Source organism: Crossiella sp. S99.2 (genome assembly GCF_023094165.1).
In the GTDB taxonomy this organism is placed as follows: Bacteria; Actinomycetota; Actinomycetes; order Mycobacteriales; family Pseudonocardiaceae; genus Crossiella.
Genome location: NZ_JALMDK010000005.1, coordinates 688,863 through 707,843, shown reverse-complemented (window position 1 = coordinate 707,843; position 18,981 = coordinate 688,863). Strand labels below are relative to the sequence as shown.

13 protein-coding genes and 2 pseudogenes are annotated in these 18,981 nt (G+C 69.2%); 10 read left to right on the top strand and 5 right to left on the bottom strand.

Annotated elements, in window-relative coordinates; translation table 11 throughout:
• Window positions 1-220 precede the first annotated feature (220 nt).
• Window positions 221-1,504 carry a nucleotide disphospho-sugar-binding domain-containing protein gene (locus MZC64_RS22560; protein ID WP_247758390.1) on the bottom strand — a complete coding sequence of 428 codons (1,284 nt, stop codon included), beginning with the start codon at window positions 1,502-1,504 and terminating at the stop codon, window positions 221-223.
• On the bottom strand, window positions 1,501-2,124 hold the full coding sequence (locus MZC64_RS22555) for a TetR/AcrR family transcriptional regulator (protein WP_247758391.1): 624 nt from the start codon (window positions 2,122-2,124) through the stop codon (window positions 1,501-1,503). The genes MZC64_RS22560 and MZC64_RS22555 overlap by 4 nt, the downstream gene beginning before the upstream one ends.
• Before the next feature lie 246 nt (window positions 2,125-2,370).
• Between MZC64_RS22555 and MZC64_RS22550 the strand changes: the two genes are divergently transcribed.
• The 4 genes from MZC64_RS22550 to MZC64_RS22535 all read left to right on the top strand — a co-directional run bounded on the left by MZC64_RS22550 (window position 2,371) and on the right by MZC64_RS22535 (window position 7,609).
• Window positions 2,371-3,297 carry an ABC transporter ATP-binding protein gene (locus MZC64_RS22550; protein ID WP_247758392.1) on the top strand — a complete coding sequence of 309 codons (927 nt, stop codon included), beginning with the start codon at window positions 2,371-2,373 and terminating at the stop codon, window positions 3,295-3,297.
• The gene (locus tag MZC64_RS22545) at window positions 3,294-4,094 is read left to right on the top strand and encodes a hypothetical protein (protein WP_247758393.1); all 801 of its coding nucleotides are present in this window, start codon (window positions 3,294-3,296) and stop codon (window positions 4,092-4,094) included. Before MZC64_RS22550 ends, MZC64_RS22545 begins: the two co-directional genes overlap by 4 nt.
• A 270-nt stretch (window positions 4,095-4,364) precedes the next feature.
• Window positions 4,365-5,846, top strand: a complete 1,482-nt coding sequence (locus MZC64_RS22540; protein WP_247758394.1) for an AAA family ATPase — start codon at window positions 4,365-4,367, stop codon at window positions 5,844-5,846.
• Entirely contained in the window at window positions 5,843-7,609 is a 1,767-nt protein-coding gene (locus MZC64_RS22535; RefSeq protein WP_247758395.1) for a VWA domain-containing protein, read from the top strand. Before MZC64_RS22540 ends, MZC64_RS22535 begins: the two co-directional genes overlap by 4 nt.
• Window positions 7,610-7,841: 232 nt before the next feature.
• On the opposite strand, the gene MZC64_RS22530 is transcribed toward MZC64_RS22535, so the two are convergent.
• Entirely contained in the window at window positions 7,842-8,540 is a 699-nt protein-coding gene (locus tag MZC64_RS22530) for a Crp/Fnr family transcriptional regulator (RefSeq protein WP_247758396.1), read from the bottom strand.
• Window positions 8,541-9,075: 535 nt separating this feature from the next.
• Here MZC64_RS22530 and MZC64_RS22525 point away from each other — a divergent pair.
• Window positions 9,076-9,231 carry a hypothetical protein gene (locus MZC64_RS22525; protein ID WP_247758397.1) on the top strand — a complete coding sequence of 52 codons (156 nt, stop codon included), beginning with the start codon at window positions 9,076-9,078 and terminating at the stop codon, window positions 9,229-9,231.
• A gap of 1,817 nt (window positions 9,232-11,048) precedes the next feature.
• On the opposite strand, the gene MZC64_RS22520 is transcribed toward MZC64_RS22525, so the two are convergent.
• The gene (locus tag MZC64_RS22520; RefSeq protein WP_247797731.1) at window positions 11,049-12,350 is read right to left on the bottom strand and encodes an MFS transporter; all 1,302 of its coding nucleotides are present in this window, start codon (window positions 12,348-12,350) and stop codon (window positions 11,049-11,051) included.
• 222 nt (window positions 12,351-12,572) lie between these two features.
• On the opposite strand from MZC64_RS22520, the gene MZC64_RS22515 reads away from it, so the two are divergent.
• On the top strand, window positions 12,573-13,322 hold the full coding sequence (locus MZC64_RS22515) for a maleylpyruvate isomerase family mycothiol-dependent enzyme (protein ID WP_247758399.1): 750 nt from the start codon (window positions 12,573-12,575) through the stop codon (window positions 13,320-13,322).
• Between the two features lie 71 nt (window positions 13,323-13,393).
• On the opposite strand, the pseudogene MZC64_RS22510 reads toward MZC64_RS22515, so the two are convergent.
• A pseudogene (locus MZC64_RS22510) lies at window positions 13,394-14,575 on the bottom strand (acyltransferase family protein); the annotation flags it as partial.
• On the opposite strand from MZC64_RS22510, the gene MZC64_RS22505 reads away from it, so the two are divergent.
• From MZC64_RS22505 to rnhA, 4 genes and pseudogenes are all read left to right on the top strand, one after another.
• Window positions 14,565-15,245: an MBL fold metallo-hydrolase gene (locus tag MZC64_RS22505; RefSeq protein ID WP_247758400.1), complete on the top strand. Its 681-nt coding sequence runs from the start codon at window positions 14,565-14,567 to the stop codon at window positions 15,243-15,245. The pseudogene MZC64_RS22510 and the gene MZC64_RS22505 overlap by 11 nt on opposite strands.
• 235 nt (window positions 15,246-15,480) lie before the next feature.
• The gene (locus tag MZC64_RS22500; protein ID WP_247758401.1) at window positions 15,481-16,689 is read left to right on the top strand and encodes an ATP-binding protein; all 1,209 of its coding nucleotides are present in this window, start codon (window positions 15,481-15,483) and stop codon (window positions 16,687-16,689) included.
• Window positions 16,690-16,949: 260 nt separating this feature from the next.
• Window positions 16,950-18,239 carry a hypothetical protein gene (locus tag MZC64_RS22495; RefSeq protein ID WP_247758402.1) on the top strand — a complete coding sequence of 430 codons (1,290 nt, stop codon included), beginning with the start codon at window positions 16,950-16,952 and terminating at the stop codon, window positions 18,237-18,239.
• A 92-nt stretch (window positions 18,240-18,331) separates the two neighbouring features.
• Window positions 18,332-18,772, top strand: a pseudogene (gene rnhA, locus MZC64_RS22490) (ribonuclease HI); the annotation flags it as partial.
• Window positions 18,773-18,981 lie beyond the last annotated feature (209 nt).

The window sequence follows — 18,981 nt, the reverse complement described above, 5'->3', positions numbered from 1 at the left end:
CAGATGGGCGTGACGTCGGCGGCCCCGGTGGTGTCCACCGGGGCGACCTGCTCCCAGTTGGCGAAGCGGGTGTGCTCAACGTAGCGCCATCAGCGCCACGCCTGATCTGAAGAAGCCAGCTTCAACACTTGGCGCACAACGCTTTCACGGTCTCGAACCAGGCTCTGAACACGCGCTGGCGGGTGGGCGACAGCTCCCGCGATGTCCATTGTGGATTCTTCTACTTCTGCTTTGCCTTGCGGGCAAGGTGTTCTTCCAGTGCTCGCATCGCCGCAGTGACGCCGTCCTCGGCGCGGACCACCCGGCTCAGCTCCTCGGCCCGCCGGGCCAGGTCCGCGTCACCGACGGCTGCGGTGATCGCGGTGGCCAGGCACTCGGCGGTGAGTCGCTGCTGGGGCACCGGGGCCGGGGCCACGCCGACGGCGTGCATCCGCTGCGCCCAGTGCGGCTGGTCGGCCACGAACGGGCACACCACTTGCGGGCGGCCCGCGGCCAGCGCCGCCCCGGTGGTCCCGCCGCCACCGTGGTGCACCGTCGCGGCCAGCCGCGGGAACAACCAGTCGTGCGGCGCCGCCTCGATCACCAGCACCCCGGGCGAGTCCTCGACCGCGGCGATGCCACCCCACCCGGTGGCCAGCACCGCGCGGACCCCGGCCCGGCGCACCGCCTCGGCCACGACTGCCCCGGTCCGGTCGGCCTGACCGGCCATGCTGCCGAAACCGAGGTAGACCGGCGGCGGGCCCTCGTCGAGGAACTGGCGCAGCCGTGGTGGCGGTGTCCAGTCCTCGGCGGTGGGCAGGTACCAGAACCCGGTGGTGCGCACCGAATCCGGCCACGCCGGGTCGATCCGCGTCACGTGCGGGCTGAACGCTTGCAGAACAAGACGATCCGCTCCGCCGGGCTCGTGCAGCACGTCATGCCCACCGCGCCGTACGGGCAGGCCCAACTGCCCGGTACGCCAGGCGTTGGCCACTCCGGCGTGGGCGCGCAGCGTGCCCGCGACCGCAAGGTAGGTGGCCCGGTTGAAGGCGGTGGGCAGCCGGGGCAGCGGCACCATCGGGCACGGAAACAGCGAAGTCGGCACCCAGCCGGGTTGCAGGGTCGCCAGCACGGCGGGCACGCTGAGGAGTTCGGCCACGTGCTGGGCGGGCAGCGACGGCGAATGCACCACCACATCGGCTTCCCGCCACGCGGCCTTGCCGAGATCGCGCAGCACCGCCGACATCAGCGGCTTGATCCGGCGCAGGGTCCGCAACGCGCTGATCTTGCCCCGCACTCCCCGGTAGCCGGTCTCGATGGCCTCCCGTGCCGCCGGATCCGTCAGCAGGCGGTTCGGCCCCTCATCCAGCGGCACGAAATCCACGCCGTACTCAGCCGCCTGCGTGGCGAAGGAAGCCGGCGCGGCCAGCCGCGCCTGGTGCCCGGCCGCGCGCAACGCGACCGCCAGGGCGAGGAAGGGCTGCACGTCGCCCCGGGTGCCGTGGGTGACCAGAAAAGCCTTCACCGGCCCCGCCCCTGCCGGGCCACCGAGGTGAACGCCGCCAGCCACCGGTCATCGGCGAACAACCCGTGGGTCAGCATCTCCAGCCCGGCCCGCGCCCCGCGCACCGAGGTCGCGGTCTCGGCGACATCACCGCCGAGCAGCCTGCCCACCTGCTCACCCAGCACCAAAGGGGCCAGCAGCCAGGACACGTAGGTCACCGCCCGCGCCCGCACGTCCTCGGTCGGCCGCACCCAGCCCTGCGCCGCACCGTCGGCCAGCCACCGCTCGGTGCGCTCGACGATCTCGGCGAACACGGTGGCCGCGGCGGGTGAGCCGTCCAGCAGGGCCCGGCCGAGGTAGCGGCGCACCGGAGTCGCCGACTCCAGCATGTCCGCGAGCGCGCCGAGATCGGACGGGTCGGTGTCCTCGCCGTCGGCGCGGATAAGGGCGAGCACCTGCTCGTCGCAGGCCTGCCGCAATCCGTCCTTGGAACCGAAGTGGTGCAGCACCAACGCGGGTGAGACCCCGGCATCGGCGGCCACCGCGCGCACGCCCGTGCCCGCGACGCCGTCGGTGCCGAAGCGGGCCAGCGCGGCATCCCGGATCCGGGCCCGCGCGGTGAGATCCTCGACTGAACGCATGAACAGGATACTAAACACTTGTTCAGCACGGCGTCGAGCGCTCACCTGTCAAGACGGCGTAAGGATCGGCCAGGCAGGGCCGTTATCGATTCGCAAGCAGCGCGCGGGCGGTCGGCGGCGAGCGCCAATTGCCCGCGGCACTCCGCGTAGGGCAAGGTGGTCACCGGTGTGCCGGGAAGCCTGGTCGGCACGGTCCGCTCCGCCCGGAGCCGACCGTAGTGACGGACGAAGGCGGGCGGGTATGCCATGAGCGACCCTCTGGTGCGCACACACCACCTGACCAAACGCTTCGGCGCGTTGACCGCGGTCGAAGACCTGGACCTCGAACTCGCACCGGGTGAGATCCTGGGTTTCCTCGGCCCCAACGGCGCGGGCAAGACCACCACGATCCGCATGCTGCTGGGACTGGCCAGGCCCACGGCCGGACGAGCCAGCGTGCTCGGGCACGACGCCTGGTCCCAGGCGCCACAGGCACATCACGAGTTGGGGTTCCTGCCCGCGGAGTTCGCGCTGCACCCCAGGCTCACCGGCCTGGCCAACCTCGACCACCTCCGCGCGCTGCGCCAACTCGCGCCCGGCCCGCACCAGGCCAGGGCGCACGAGCTGGCGGAGCGGCTTGATGTCGAGCTGCACCGTCCACTGCGGACGCTGTCCTCGGGGAACAAGCGCAAGATCGGCATCATCGCCGCACTGGCCCACTCGCCCCGGCTGGCTGTGCTGGACGAGCCGATCAGCGGCCTGGACCCGCTGGTGCAGAAGGAGTTCCACACCATCATCGACGAACTCCGCGCGACGGGAGCCGGGATCCTGCTTTCCTCGCACACCTTGCCGGAGGTCGAACGGGTCGCCGACCGGGTGGCCATCATGCGCGCGGGCCGTCTGGTGGCCTGCGCCCGCACCGACGTGCTACTCGGGCGGGCACTCCACCGCTTCGAGGTCACCTTCGCCGAGCACGCCGACGCGGTCGCCTTCACCGACCAAACGCGCTCCCTGCCTTCGGTGTTCCATGTGGACAGTGCGGGCGCGGAGGTGCGCTTCGCCGTCGAGGGACCGGTCACCGAGGTGGTCAGCATCCTCGGCGCCTACCGTGTGCTGGCCTTACGCACACCGGAGACCGAACTCGAAGACGTGTTCCTGCGCTACTACGGTCCCGCGGCGGAGGTGACCCGGTGAACGCCGCCGGCGTGATCCCGGAACTGTTCCGGCGGGCAATGGGCGAACGCCGCCACACCGTGCTCGGCCTCACCGTGGGCGCGATCACGATGTGCACCCTCGCACTGGCGATGTACCCCTCGCTGCGAGACCAGCTCGGCGCGCTCACCGCCGCGCTGCCCCCGCAACTGACCGCCTTCTTCGGCACGGACATGGTCACCCCGGCCGGCTACGTCTCCTCGCAGATCTTCACCAAGATCGCCCCGCTGCTGGTCATGATCACCGCGATCGGCGCGGGAGCGCTGCCGTGGACCTTCGAGCGCTCCGGCGTGCTGGCGATGTCCCTGGCCGGGCCGGTCCGCCGGAGGCAGGTGCTCACGGCGCACGCGCTGGCGGTGCTCGCCGAAGTCTTCCTGGTCTCCGGTGCGGTCGGCGTGGTGCTGGTGGCCCTGCGCGAACCCACCGGCCTGGACATCCCCGTTGCCCGTCTGCTGGCGGGCACGGTGGCCCTGGCGCTGCTCGGCGTGCTGCACGGCCTGCTCACCCTCGCCGTGGGCGCGGCCAGCGGCTCCTCGGGCTTGGCCCTGGGGGTGGGCACCGGGGTCGCGCTCGGCGGTTTCCTGCTCAGCGGCCTGACGCCGCTGGTGGACACCACGCTGCTCGGCCTGCTCAGCCCGTTCCACTGGGCCTTCGGCTCCCAGCCACTGGAAGCAGGCTGGACCGGACCGGTCCTGCTGGGCATGCTCGCCCTCGCGGCAGGCTGCGTCCTGCTGCTGGCCACCGCGGTGACCACCTTCCAGCGCCGCGACATCGGCTGAACCCCGGGCAGTCGACAGGGCAGCCTCCCGGGTGGGGAGGCTGCCCTGACCCGGAAGGTCTGAATCGGCGTGCCCGTCCTGGTTGTGGGCGCCGCGTTACCTGAGCTGCTGTTCGCGTTCAACCGCGGACTTGCACGTTGACAGCTCAACAACGCGTACCCCAAGACCGGCGCCCACGCCAGGGCGTTCCCGCACTCCGCTGGAAGGCGGTGCACCCCCTGGCGGCCCCCGGTCCGGCGACCGCGGGGTTCTGGCGTGCCAGGGCACACCATGAACGGAATCACACACCTCATCCGACGGCGCAAGGCCAAAGCCCTCTGGCACCAGCTGCACGACAGCTCGGCTCGGATCATCGACACCACCGACACCAGCGTGGTCGAGCTGACCGCGAGCTTCACCAGCCCCAGCGCCCTCGCCCCGGACACCACCGTCCGGATCCTCATCCACCACGGCCACGGCGAACTCGCCAAGCCGGAGTTCACGCTGATGTACCAGCCCACCGGAACCGGCTTGTACTGCGCCGACTGTCCCATCCTCCCGTGCGCACACCACCAGGCCCTCCTGGAAGCCGGCACCCAGCTGGATGGGCAGGCCGGGGCTGCGGTGCGCGAGGCCATGGACAACATCGCCGAGTTCGCATTCGGCATGGGCGAACCTGTGGCGGCCGAGTTCGCCGATGAGCACCGGCTGGTGTTCTTCCCGGTGAGTATGCGCTGGCAGAAGGCATCCAGCGCGCTCGTGCCCATCCAGGTCCCACCACTACGGCCGCCGGCCCGGTGGTCACCGGAGCTGGGTGAACGCATCCCGGATCCTCGTGCGCTCACCGACGCGGTCACCAACGAGGCGGTGCACCAGCAGCTGGAGAACCTCACGGCCCTGGGCCGCCGGGTCTTCCTGCTCACCGGACCGCCCGGGACCGGCAAGTCCGCGACGCTGGCCCGCATCGCCGCCAACCGCGGCGTGCCCTACCTGACGATCAACAGCCCTGAACAGATCGAGCTGTTCCGCATCGGCCTGGAAGGCGGGGCCACGGTGCTGCACCACAGCCTGCTCGTCGAGGCGATCCAGCACCCGTGCGTGATCGAACTGGTGGACCTGCACCGGTGGACCGACCGGATGGACGTGCTCGATGCCATCGAAGCACTGCTCAACCCGACCACGGCCAGGTTGCAGGCCTACTACCCGATCACCGGCGGCGCGATCGACGTCCCCATCGATCCCCATGTCCTCATCGCCGGGACGACGAACCGGCCGAGTGTCGACTTCGGCGCGAAATGGCTGGAACGGTGGACGGTGTTGCCGGTGACCCAACTCCACCAGGACTGCCTTGCCAAGGACGGCTATCGGGCCGGGGCTCGGGTTCTCCACGAGCTGGTCCACCGCGGACTGGCCTCTTCCTCCACACTGGACACAGCGCTGGAGGAGCTGGAGAACTTCGCCGATCTCACCGCCCGGACAGCCTGTCTGCTCAACCACAATCAGGTGCTGGCCGCCCGGTACTCCTGGGGCAGCCGCGCGGTGCGGGAAGCCGTCGAGCGACGCGCTTTCGGTGAACCTGCCAACGAAATCGCCGTGGCGGTCTTCGCCGGCAAGTTGCCGCGCGATCCGGCGCTGGCGCTGCACGCACTGTCCCTCGCGCACGGGCTGGAAGGGTGGGGCACCCCCAAGGTCTCCCACCTGCCGTTCAGCTCGCTGGTCTCCGACCAGCAGCTCCAAGCCGCCTTCCCGGAGATCGGAGGCACCGTCGAATGAGCGAGGCTGAGTACGAGGGTGTTCTGCGGCGGGTCTTCGGCATGATCGTGCCGGGTCACCGGGTCTTCGTCACCCCGGCTGGGCAACCTTGCACCCGGGTGAACCCGCTGGGGTTCACCGTGGGCTTCCCGGTCAGCCAGGTTCTCGCGGCCGGGCACTTCCACCCGGTCTGGCAGGAGCTGGCCGGCACGTTGCCGTACCAGATGATCTCCTACCTGGCCGGCCACGAAGCGATGCACGCCTGGGAACACACCCAGGGCTACCGGCCGCAACCGGCGACCACCCTCCGCGGCGTCATCGCCAACATCCTGGCCGACATCCGCGGCGATCACCTGCCCATGCTGGACCGCCTGTCCCACTGGCCACTCAACCGGGAAATGGCCTACCTGTGCCTGCTGGAACCCTACGGCGAACCAGCCGACGCAGCCGCAGGCCCTTCGGCCGTCCAGGACGCCCAACGGTTGCTGGCCTGGGGCATGCTGATCATGCGCTGTGGCCGGCTGCGGCGCGCTGACGGCTCCGAGACCGACCACCCGGCCGACCCCGTCTTCGCCACGGTCTGGCCGGAGATCGCCTCGACCCTGGTCCGGGCCAGGCACACGTCCTGGCAGCACGCGGCGCCCCTGGGCGAGGAGTTGATCAATGTTCTGTGGGAGTGGGTGCGGCAGCGCGAACACGAAGGTGAGGAAGGAGAACGCACCAGCCGCGAGGAGTTCGAGCGGCAGCTGCTTGATCACCTGCACGCCACCTCGCACCCAGCGCACTGCATCGGCCGGAACTCCCCGGAAGGCCGGCCTCAGCCGCGAGGTGATCTTCTGCGTTTCCTCCGCGAAGCTGTTGACCACCAACGGTATCGGCGAGCAGTGGTGCGGATCTATCACGAGGAGCGCGGCCCGCGGAACTACGCCGAGCTGGTGCTCCCGCCAGAGGAATGGGCGCAGCAGGCCGATCCAGGCGCTATGGAGGTCATCAGGCGGTGGGCGGATCTGGTGCCGGTGCTGACTCAGCAGTTCGCGGCGGTCCTCCGGCCGCTGCTCACCGCGCCCGCGCGGCGACGCTGCCCCAGCAGCTCGGGGCCTCGGCTGGACCTGGAGCGGCAAGCCGGCCGCGTCTACCTCAACGCCCACCACCACATCGAGCACGCCCCACGGATCTGGCTCAACGACAACCTCAACGCCCGTCGGCTGCACCGCCTGCAGTGCGTCCTGCTGCTGGACTGCTCGGCCTCGATGCTCGACCCCGAAACCGGGCCGAAGCCCGCGCCCGCGGCGCATGCCGCGGCGACGGCGCTGGTGAACTCGGTGAGTGAACTCGACGGACTTGCCGCTATCGGGATCGCCGGTTTCGCCGACAAGGTCATGGTCATCCGCGATCTCACCGAAGGCGCATCTGTTGCCAACGCTCAGGAATGGTTGGCACAGGCGCAGGCCAGCGGTGAGCAAACCCAGTTGGCCCCCGCGCTCGCTTGGGCGGCCGCGCAGTTCGCGAGGGTCGACGCCGATCGCCGGACACGACGCCTGCTGTTGATTATCACGGATGCCTGCCTCGACGACGGCGACCTCGCCGACAGCGCCGCCCTGGTCACCACGATCGACGAGGACGTGCTGGTGGTGGCCATCGGCGTGGCCGAGACGAGTCACCCGCAACTCCGCCGAGTTGTTCCGGTAGTCGTGACGGTCTCGCCCGATCGAGTTGACCAGCTTCCGCCGCTGGTGCAGCAGGTACTCGAAGACGCGATCGGCCGGGATCGTGTGCTCGGCTGACAGAAGTTGGAGGTACGCGTTGAGCTGATGTGCATGCCGGTGTTGCCGAACCAGACCTCCTGGTTCGGCAACACCACCCTGCCCATCACCCAGTTTCAGCACACCGGCCCGCTGACCGGGCGAACCGCGCGACAGGACTGTGCGGCTCCAGGTCGGCGAGTGGGAGGTGTTGCCGGACCAGGTGACTGGCCCGGCAACACCGAAGGAAATGTTGTCCTGTTCACCGGCAGCCTCAGCTGTCCTCGGCTCGCCGGGTGAGCTGCTCCGGCGCCACCACGAACAGCGTCTGCCCCTCGATCCGCAGCCAGCCGCGGTCGAGGAAGTCGGCGAGCGCCTTGTTCACCGTCTCCTTGCTTGCACCGATCTGCTGGTTGCATTCCAGCAGGGCCAAGCTCAACTCCACCGACCAGAGGTGGTGGGCGATGGTGCCGAACTTCGAGCACGCCTCGACGATGACGTGTGCCAGTTGGCTGTCGACGTCGATGCAGCGCAGGTGAGTCAGTTGCCGGTTGGCTCGACGGAGTTGGCGGGCCATGTCGCGCAGCAACGAGTCCTCCACCGCGCGGTGGCGACGGATCCAGCGCCGAAACGCCTTCTCCTCCATGGACAGCACGGTCAACTGGTTGTGTGCGACCGCCGCGGTCTCCCGCGCGCAGCGTTCGTAGACCTCGACCTCGCCGAAGATCTCCGCCGGCCCGCGCACCGACATCAGGATGCGCCGTTCCCGATCGCAGGAGTTCCGGATCAGTGTGACGATCCCGGCCAGGACCAGGAAGATCCGGTCCGCCGGGTCACGCTCGGCATAGACCAGCTTGCCGGCCGGATAGACGGTGCGCTGCAAGCTCATCGCCAACTCCACCGCGGGACCGGATGGCGCCTCGGCGAAGATCGGGCACCGGGTGAGCAACGGTTCTAGTGTTCGTTCGTTCATGGATTGCCCTGGCACGCCAGGACTTCCGCTACGTGCGGCCCTCTCGGCGGCCGCCACGCACGTGGAAGCCGCCAGGGGGTACGCCACCCTTCTCCGGGTGTCCGAGTCCCCTGGCGCGGGGCGATGACCATCCGTTGTGGACGATCTGGTGTGGTGAACAGGTCAACGTGCGTGTCCGCCTGTTTCAGGGACACCACTTCAGATAACACACCGCCCCGTGACGTTTTCGCCGGTGATGTAGCCATCGCGATGCCAGCCAATGACGCGGTGGTTCAGTTCAGCTTCCTGCCGCAGAGCACACCCTGAGCACCGTTCAACGGCGACAAGCCGGGCTCGTCCACGCTCGCCTTACGCGCTCGTGGGGCACCCACAGTCAAGGTCATATTCACTCGCTTCGCCCCACGACTACGTGACCGACGCTGCACAGGCCGATCGCCGAACCCGCCGACTGCTCCTGATCATCACCGATGCCCGTCTCGACTAGCACCTACCGGCCGCCGCGGCCGAGGTCGCCAAGCTCGACGAGGATGTGCTGGTGCTGGCCATCGGTCTCGCCGAGGCAGACCACGACCTGCTCAGCGAAGTCGCGCCCGCCGCCGTGGCGGTGCCACCGGCACAGCAGGAATTGTTGCCGCACCTGGTGCGGCAGGTGCTGGAAGACGTAATCAGCCAGGACCTGGTTCTCAGCTAGCAAAAGTGGATGGGGGTGCGCATAGAGCTGGTGCACCCTTAGGTGTTGCCGGACCAGTTGGTCCGGCAACACCTACCCTCATGCCTGGCCTCCCGTCGGTCACCGCCGCACACTCCTGCTCCTCGACCACGCCGAAGGTTCGCCTTGCCCGAGCAGCAGGGCTGCGAAGCGGGGGCAACTCCGTGTGGCTTGGCCCGGAACGAAACCGATGCTGAAATGGCTCCCGGCGCGGTATCGTCCCTGGTCAAGAAGTGTCGTCCCCGCACGCGCGGGGTTGGTCCTCCGCACACCGCTGCACAGGGACACAGGCGGCCGTCGTCCCCGCACGCGCGGGGTTGGTCCTGAGGGCGGCGCCAAGCAGAAGCAGGTTACTGCGTCGTCCCCGCACGCGCGGGGTTGGTCCGGCGCACCGCATCTGCCGGCACTGCCGCCGCGAGTCGTCCCCGCACGCGCGGGGTTGGTCCCCAGGACGCCATGTTCATCCGGGGCGGACCCGAGTCGTCCCCGCACGCGCGGGGTTGGTCCCATCTCCAGTCCTAGAAGCAGCTCGAAATCGGGGTCGTCCCCGCACGCGCGGGGTTGGTCCGGGGGCGCTGCGCCCGGTGACTCGGGCGGCGTAGTCGTCCCCGCACGCGCGGGGGTGGTCCCTGCCAGTTGGACCACGCATCCTGCAACTCGGTGTCGTCCCCGCGCGAGCGGGGGTGGTCCCGCCATGCCGTGCCGATCGAGCAGATCCGGCGGGTCGTCCCCGCGCGAGCGGGGGTGGTCCCGACATGTGCGCCGTTCCCGGAATCGTAGATGCGTCGTCCCCGCGCGAGCGGGGGTGGTCCCGGGGAAACCGTACTCAGGAACATTTCCTAAGTGTCGTCCCCGCGCGAGCGGGGGTGGTCCCTCCGCCAGCACAGTCGGCAGGATCGCGACCGGGTCGTCCCCGCGCGAGCGGGGGTGCTCCCTGCACCGCGGGCACCGTGATGTCCAGTTTGGAGTCGTCCCCGCACGAGCGGGGGTGGTCCGACGTGCAAGACCACGTCGTAGACCTGGGGGGCCGTCGTCCCCGCACTAGCGGGGGTGGTCCGCTGATGGCCACCCGCGTGACGTGCCGACTGGCGTCGTCCCCGCGCGAGCCGGGGGTGATCCGCTGGCCATGGTGTTGCAGCCGGTGCTGGTCGCGTCGTCCCCGCGCGAGCGGGGGTGGTCCGGTCTCCAAGCCGACCAGGCTCGGCCCGCCCCAGTCGTCCCCGCGCGAGCGGGGGTGGTCCGCTGTGCGCGCGGTGGCAATCCCAGATGACCGGGTCGTCCCCGCGCGAGCGGGGCTGGGCCAAAGACGAAGAGAGTTGCGATCCTCACCGGTCCGAAGGGCCGGTCCTGCGTCCTTAGCCGCGGCGTGTTCGACCTGAGCGCTCAGGTCGCGATCCTCACTGGTCCGGGAGGGCTGGTGCTGCCCTGGCTCATCAGCAGCGCTATTCACCGCGCCGGACCGCTCAATCCCGATTGCGACTGCTCCGACGACTACACCCCAGCTCAGCAGTTCGCAACCGCCCAGCGTGTCGGCCCGCACTGCAGGTTCCGAACTGCACCCATGGTCGACCGCCGGCCACGAGCCAGACAGAGCACGTCCGAACCTGGTGAGACTTGTGAACCGCGGTGACACGGCCAGCCACGCACGCACGACATCTACCAGCAGGTGCGGAATCCGCCACAGGCGGTGCCACGCGCCTGCCCGTTGCCAGCATTCCTCCGGTAACCTACTTGGTGTGATTTCCCCACTTCAGGGAAACCTCACCATCCTGGTCGCTCAAACAGGTGTTCGAACGATCTTAGGTGGCGGCTCCGGCACGGGCCAGGCTCACGTCCCTGGTCTCCTTCGATGTCAGGTAGACCACCAGGCTGACCAGGCACAACGCTGCAATGTACCAAGGGTACAGGGCGCCCGAACCGGCCGCGGTCAGCTGTTCGACGACGTAGGGCGCGGTGCCGCCGAACAACGCCACGGTCAGCGAGTAGGGCAGGCCCAGCCCCGCGGAGCGGACCTCGGTGGGGAACAGCTCGGCCATCGCCACCGGCGCCACCGCTCCGTAACAGGCGAACAGCAGCAGGCCACCGGACATCACCAGGAAGAGTGACAGCGGCGCGCTGGAAATGAGTCCGAACAACGGCACGACCAGCAGCAGGAAGCCCGCGGCGAACACGATCAACAGTGGCTTTCGCCCGATCCGGTCGGAAAGCGAACCCAGCAGGGGCAGGATCAGCACCATCAGCACCTGGGCGGCCACCGAGGCCCACTGCGCGCCGGTGGGCGCCATGCCGTGCGCCTTCTGCGCGTAGGTGGGCAGGTAGACGGCGAAGGTGTAGTACGCGGCGGTCCCGCCGGCGGTGAACCCGACCACGCGCAGCGCGGCGCCCGGGTGGCGGCGCAGCACCTCCAGCGTCGGCCGGGCCACCCTGCGGTCCTTGCCGAGCAGGAACGCCTCGGTCTCCTCCAGGGTGCGCCGCAGGTAGAGGCCGTACACCCCGAGCAGCGCACCGATCGCGAACGGGATCCGCCAGGCCCAGGCGGACAGCTCCTCGCGGCCGAGGGTGGCGCTGAGCAGGGTCAGCAGCAGGGTCGCGGCGATGGTGCCCAGGGTGGTGCTGACGTAGATGAAGCTGCCGTAGAAGCCGCGGCGTCCCGGCGGGGCCAGTTCGGCCAGGTAGGTGGAGGAGGAGGCGAACTCGCCGCCGGTGGACAGGCCCTGGGCGATCCGGGCCAGCAGCAGCAGGATCGGCGCGAGCAGGCCGGCCTGCTCGTAGGTCGGCGAGACCGCGATCAGCAGGCTGCCGCCGGCCATCAGGATCACCGAGAGGCTGAGTCCGGCGCGGCGGCCGTGCCGGTCGGTGAAGGCGGCCAGCAGGGCGCCGCCGAGTGGGCGGAAGAAGAAGCCCACGGCGAAGATCAGCAGGGTGCTGAGGGTGCCCGCGGTCGGGTCGTCCTTGGGGAAGAACTGGGGCGCGAAGAACACCGCGAAGATCGCGTAGGCGTTCCAGTCGAACCACTCCAGGCCGTTGCCGATCGCCGCGGCGACCAGGCCCTTGCGGCGGTCGGCCGGGCTCGGCGCCGCCGGGGTGTCTGTTGTGGACACAGGGGCCTCCAGCGGGTCAGGGTGGGTCATCTCGTGCAGATCAAACCGCCTTGAGGTGTCCCAAAGCCACAATTTCCACTATGTGAGCACCACATTCGGGCGAAGCGGGCGAGTAGCCTGGCCTCCTAGGATCAAGGACTTCGTCACGCACACCGGATCACGCCTACCGAGTCGGGGAGGGGCGCCATGACCGGACTAGCACGCCAGCTTTCGGGAGTTTCCGTGCCATCACCGCGCCGTAGTCCCGCCGATGCCGCCGCCAGGGCCGGCACCGCCCTGGACGCGCTGGAACACGCGGACGAGCGCCTGCTGCGAGCTGTCACCGAACTGGGTGACGCGGGCGCACGCGGCGCGAGCGGATTACCGGGCTGGAGCCGGGGTCACCTGCTGACCCACCTGGCCCGCAACGCCGATGCCCTGCTGAACCTGGTGATCTGGGCCCGCACCGGGGTCGAGCACCCGATGTACGCCAGTCGCGCGGACCGGGACGCCGATATCGAGGAGGGCGCCAACCGCAGGCTGCGGCTGCTCCAGGAAGACCTGGTGGCCGCGAGCGAGCGGTTCGCCGCGGCGGCGCGGGCGCTGTCCGAGACGGCCTGGACCGCGGAGATCCAGCACACCAGCGGCACCCAGTTCGTGGCGCACGAGATCCCGTGGCTGCGGGTGCGCGAGGTGTGGGTGCACCTGGTGGACCTGGACATCGGCGTGGAATTCACCGATATCGACCCGGCGGTGCTCGGCGAGCTGATCGGCAGTTCGCTGGCGGTGTACGGGGAACGGCCGGGCGCGCCCGCGCTGCGGCTGGAGGTCGAGCTGCCCGAGGGCGGTCAGCGGGTCTGGACGCTGGACGGATCGGACTCGCCGGCGGCGGTGGTGCGCGGGGACGCGCCGGCCATGCTGGCCTGGCTGACCGGTCGCGGCGACGGCACCGCGTTGTCCGGCACCGTGCCGGAGCTGCCGCGCTGGCTCTGACGGCGACGTCGCACCCTGCTGGTGGTGAGCAGCCGGAACACCGGCTTCTCCACCAGCCGGGTGAGCAGCCAGCCGAGCAGCACCAGCGAGCCGAGCACCAGGATCAGGCGGAACCAGGAGTCGACGCCGATTCGCTTGAGCCCCAACGAGATCAGCGAGCCGACCTGGTAGTTGACCAGGTACACGCCGAAGGAGATGCCGGCCAGCCAGGCCAGCGGGCGGCCGAGTGAGCGCAGCACCGGCAGGTCCCACACCGGCCGCCGCGCGGCCAGCGCCATCAGCCCCACCATGACCGCCAGCGCGGCCGCTCCCCCGGGTTCGCCGAGATGCCATTCCTGGGCCGCGGCGGCTGCGGTGAGCAGCAGTCCGAACTGGACCGGGCTGATCCGGCGGCGGGACCACAGCCAGACGGCCAGGCCGACCGCGAACAGGTGGGTGCGGTTGAGCTGCAACGTGCCGAACCACCAGTCCAGCGAGTGCGAGTGCTCCCGCAGCCAGCTCAGCGGCAGTGGGGCGAGCACCAGCACCCAGCACAGCACCCGAAGGTCCCGATAGGACCATTTCCAGCAGGCGGCCAGCACCGCGGCCACCACGAACGCGGTCATCTGCAGCTGGAGGGTCCAGTAGCTGATGTCGATGAAGTCGGCGTCCGGGATGCGCGCCTGGAGCAGGACGAGGTTGGCCAGGTAGTCGTGCCAGTCCAGGCCGCCGGTCCAGTCCGCGGGCGCGATGTTGGTGCGCAGCAGGTAGGTGATGGTGGCGGCGAGCCAGTAGGCGGGGAGCAGACGGGCTAGCTTGTGCCAGACAAAACGGCCGGAACGCCCACGCGCCAACGTCCGCGCGGTGAAGTAGGCGGAAATCACCAGCAGACTGTTCGCCCCGACCTGGATGCCGAACCGGAACGGCATGCCACCCAGCTCGGGGTGGTCGTGCGGCCCGAGATTGGTGGCGTGCTGTAACAGGACCGCGGTCACGGCGAGGACCCGGATGAGGTCCCAGCTGACATGACGGGCCTTGGCCGCTTTGGGCGGCGCCGTCGGTGTCGCTGACGCTGGTGTCGCGGCTGCGATGGAGGAGTTCGGCACGTCGCTCACAGAGGGGTCTGGGAGGTCTGGTGATCGTTTGCAGCCCAACCCTAAGCCCCGTTGCTGAGCGTGACCTGAAGAGGCAGCCAACCCCCGAATGCCCACAAAAAACGGCACCGCTCGATAGCTTTCCGCAACGGGTACTACGGTTGCTCCCGTGGAGGTCATCGAGAACTACACCGGCCACGTCGAGCCGGGCGGCCCAGCCGCCCGCCGCACCCTGGCCCACCTGACGATCACCAAACTGTCCGTAGGCGGAGACTGGAACAACAACGCCTACCTCCTGGTGTGCCGCGCCACCGGCGACGCCCTCCTGATCGACGCCGCCAACGACTCGGAACGCCTCATGGACCTGCTGGGCCATGACGCCGACCGCCCCCGCCTCCGCACCATCGTCACCACCCACCAGCACCCCGACCACTGGCAGGCCCTGGGCGCCGTCGCAGGCGCCACCGGCGCCCAGACAGTGGTCCACCCCCTGGACGCGGAACCCCTCCCGGTCCCCGCGGACTTCCTGGTGGAACACGGCGACACGGTCCAGATCGGCGACAGCGAACTCGAAGTGATCCACCTGCGCGGCCACACCCCGGGCTCGATCGCGTTGCTGTACCGGGACCCGGAAGGAACGGCGCACCTGTTCACCGGGGATTCGCTGTTTCCAGGCGGAGTGGGGAAAACGCTGACGCCGGAGAACTTCCAGTCGCTGATCGGCGATGTGTCGGAGCGGTTGTTCGATTACCTGCCGGATGAGACCTGGTTTTATCCGGGGCACGGGGATGACTCGACGCTGGGGGCGGAGCGGGCGAGCGTGCCGGAGTGGCGCGAACGCGGCTGGTGAGCTGGTTGCGTGGTGACGCTTCCGTCAGCCCGATCCGGCGGAAGCGTCACGATCCACCGACCACCGAGGTCACCTTTGTCCGTCCAAGTGACCATCACTCTACCGTCCAAGCGACCACAAACCACCCGTCCAGATGACCACGATCTTCCCGTCCAGATGACCATCGATCTTGATTTTGCGGCAAGATCAAGCTGTGCACATCCCATCAGGCCTACTCCCCCGCCATGCCGAGGCAGTGGTCACCGAGGCGCTCGCGGACACCAGGGTCGTTCTGGTCAACGGAGCCCGTCAGGTGGGTAAGAGCACCTTGACCAGGCTGACCGCCGGACCCCACGACGCGGTCATCCGGCTCCTGGACGACCCGGCGACCGCGCGTGCGGCAAAGGACGATCCGACCGGATTCGTCGAGCACGAGTCGCTCATGGTCATCGACGAGATCCAGCTCGCTCCGGAGTTGCTCGGGCCGATCAAGGTGTCTGTGGATCTGGATCCCACACCGGGCCGTTACCTGCTGACCGGCTCATCGCGGATCCTGGCCCTCCGCACGCTGCCGGACGCGTTGCCCGGCCGGATGGAGGTGATCGAGCTGTGGCCATTCTCCCAGGGAGAGATGCAGGACGGGCCGGATCGCTTCGTGGATGCCGCTTTCCAGCACGGGCCGAACCTCGACCACTCCTCGGAACTGCGTCGCCGTGACTACCTGGACCGCGTCGCCAGCGGCGGTTATCCCGAAGCCGTCCGCCGAACTTCCCGGCGGCGCACCGCGTTCTTCGATTCCTATCTGTCAACCTTGATCGAGCGCGATGTGCTGGAGTTGGCCAGCATCGAGCGCCACGGTGACCTGCTCAAGCTGCTTGCCCTACTCGCCGGCCGAACCGGTTGTCTGCTCGTTCCGGCCACTCTCGCCAACCAGTCCGGAATCCCGAGAACAACCCTGATCCGCTATCTGGAACTGCTGTCATCGGTTTTTCTCATCAAGAGAATCCCGGCTTGGTCGACCGGCCAGGCGCATCGAGCCGTGGGCACGCCGAAACTGGCCTTCGTCGACACCGGAATCGCGTGCCACCTCCTTGGCCAGGACGCCGTCCAGCTCGGTGAGCCGAACGGCGCCGCCGGCGGGATGATGGAGAACTTCGTGACGATGGAACTCGCCCGTCAACTCACCTGGTCTGACCAACGTGGCCGGCTTTACCACTACCGAACCAAGGACAAAGTCGAAGTCGACGCGGTCATCGAGACACCGGACGGGCGGGTCATCGGTATCGAGGTGAAGGCAGGCGCGACGGTACGCACCGAAGACCTGACGGGTTTGCGCAATCTCGCGAGCCGACTGGGCGATCGGTTCATCGCCGGCTACGTGCTCTACACCGGGCAACAAACCCTGCCGTTCGGCGAGAAGATCAAAGCCCTGCCGCTGGAGGCTCTCTGGCGCCTCGCTCCGTAACAAGGCAGACAGCTGCGGCAAAGACCTCGGGCGCACGTCTGGGACGAAGGGGCCGGGCCTGCCGGAGTGGCACGAACTCGGCTGGTGATGCCTGCGGCCGCGGGTACTGGCTGGCTCCGCCTCGGGGCAGCGCCACCTGTGCGCCTCGCCGCAGGCTACTCGCCGATGACGACCGAAGCGCCATCACCGCGCCGTGGGAACTCGGACACCACTGACTACGGCCAGAGCGGCGCGGTGTACACCCACTACTCTCCCGTGGCATGTCGCCGGTTTCTCGTGGACGGAAGAAGAAGGGCAAGAAGCGCGCTCAGGATCACGATATCGCCGAGCCGGACTTCCTCGCTGACCCGGATTTTCCCGTTGACCTGTATGACGAGTTCGACCCGGACCCCTTCCACTACGAGGACCAGGCCGTTGAGCTGCCTCCGGAGCCCAGCTGGTTCGGTCCCGCCGCCGCCATGGTGCTCGCGGGGGCACCCGGTCTCGTCGCGGCGAACCGGCCACGTGAGCTGGAACAGCTGACCGCTGAACTTCTGGGCTCGGCGCTGCGACACGCCAGCGAGACCGGGGACGCCGGGAACCAGCTGCCCCGCTGGTTCTGCCTGGTGGCCGAAGAAGCCGCGGCGCGGCTGGCCCGGACCAGCACGGACGCGGACGCGCTGTGGCGGTTGTCGTACGGTCTGACCTCGATCGGGTCACCCTCACTCGCGGCGGCGACGCAGGCCGCGCTCAACCGCGCCCGGCGAAGCCGGATCGGCGGTTCGACCTCGCGGACTCAACCGAAATGGCTCCGGCAGCTCGCGAAGATCAAGGCGACCGGCCAGGTGTGGCGGATGGTGGACGCCTACGGCACTCGACTTGCCCTGATCGCCGAATTCTCCTATCCGCGGGAAGCGGACACCTCGGTGTTCCTTTTCGATGTGGACGTCAGTGGTTTCGTCGACCTGGTCGAACCCGGCGTGCACGACGACATGCACCAGGCCGCCGAGGCTTGGCGGGCCGCCGTCGGCGACACCGCGGCGGACGGCCGGCCCCACCCTGTGGCCTCACCGGATGAACTGCTGCCGCTGTTTCACCTGGAGCTGGCCGACATCTCCGGTATGGAGGCACCCGCACGTCAGGTCACGGACAACGTGTTCCGGTCCGGCCGCCGGGTCATCGATCTTGTCGATGCGTTGCGCCACAACGGCAAACCCTTGCCGGAGCTTGTCTCGCTGTACCACGGCATCGACGTGCGGCCGATGGCCGACCAGTTCCGGGACTGGCATTCCCGGCGGCACGGTGTCGCGCCGGATGAGGAGACCGTCGAGGCACTGGCCGAGGAGTGGCTGGAAGGAACGCTTCCCGAGACCGCGTACCGGGTCTCGCCCCGCAGGATCAACTTCCAGCTGCGCCTGATCGGCGACTGGGCCGACGCCGACTTCTCCCACTCGGTGCGGGCGCTGCTGCCGGAATGGGTTCGCTGGCTCGGCGAACACACGAACCTGCCGGACCACTTGGTCCAGCGCGTTCTGGCCGTCACCGCTGACGTGACCGGCCAGGTCGACTGATACCTGGGCCCCTCCGCTGCCGCCAACCACCTCGCTAACGAACAAAGTTTCGCTCTGCGAACGCGTCGGCGACGTGGTCATAGCTTCGCCCCATGAACTCCGAACAGGTCATCGAGATCTACACCGACGGCGCGTGCAGTGGGAATCCCGGCCCTGGTGGCTGGGGTGCGGTACTGCGTTGTGGGGCACGGGAACGGGATCTGCACGGCGGCGATCCCGGGCCGACCACGAACAACCGGATGGAGCTGATGGCGCCCATCCAGGCGCTGCGGGTGCTGACCCGTCCCGCCGTGCTCCGCATCTACACCGACAGCACCTACGTGCGCGACGGCGTCCTGTCCTGCCTGCCCAGGTGGAAGGCCAATGGCTGGCTGACCAGGGGCAGGCGGCCGGTGAAGAACGCCGATCTGTGGCAGCAGCTGGACCTCGCGCTCACGCCGCACCAGGCCAGGTGGCACTGGGTCAAGGGGCACTCGGGGCATCCGGGCAACGAGCGGGCCGATCGGCTGGCCAGTCGCGGGGTGCGGGAGGTGATGGGCGCGCCACCGACCCGGCCACCACAACGCGTAACCGTTGCGGGGCAACGATGTCAGGCGCTCACCCGGGACGGGCGGCCGTGTCCGCTCGTGCCCGGTGTCACCGGGTTGTGCCCTGCGCACGATCCGGCGTTGCAGTGCGGCGCGGTGCGCGCCAACGGCAGGCGGTGCAGGATCGCGACCGCCGGCCGCCGGTGCAAGTCGCA

What these genes read in the sequence shown, in the direction of transcription:
- MZC64_RS22550 (WP_247758392.1), top strand. Translation starts at nt 2,371, where the DNA reads ATGAGCGACCCTCTGGTGCGCACACACCACCTGACCAAACGCTTCGGC.
- MZC64_RS22555 (WP_247758391.1), bottom strand. Translation starts at nt 2,124, where the DNA reads ATGCGTTCAGTCGAGGATCTCACCGCGCGGGCCCGGATCCGGGATGCC.
- MZC64_RS22530 (WP_247758396.1), bottom strand. Translation starts at nt 8,540, where the DNA reads ATGAACGAACGAACACTAGAACCGTTGCTCACCCGGTGCCCGATCTTC.
- MZC64_RS22495 (WP_247758402.1), top strand. Translation starts at nt 16,950, where the DNA reads ATGTCGCCGGTTTCTCGTGGACGGAAGAAGAAGGGCAAGAAGCGCGCT.
- MZC64_RS22540 (WP_247758394.1), top strand. Translation starts at nt 4,365, where the DNA reads ATGAACGGAATCACACACCTCATCCGACGGCGCAAGGCCAAAGCCCTC.
- MZC64_RS22535 (WP_247758395.1), top strand. Translation starts at nt 5,843, where the DNA reads ATGAGCGAGGCTGAGTACGAGGGTGTTCTGCGGCGGGTCTTCGGCATG.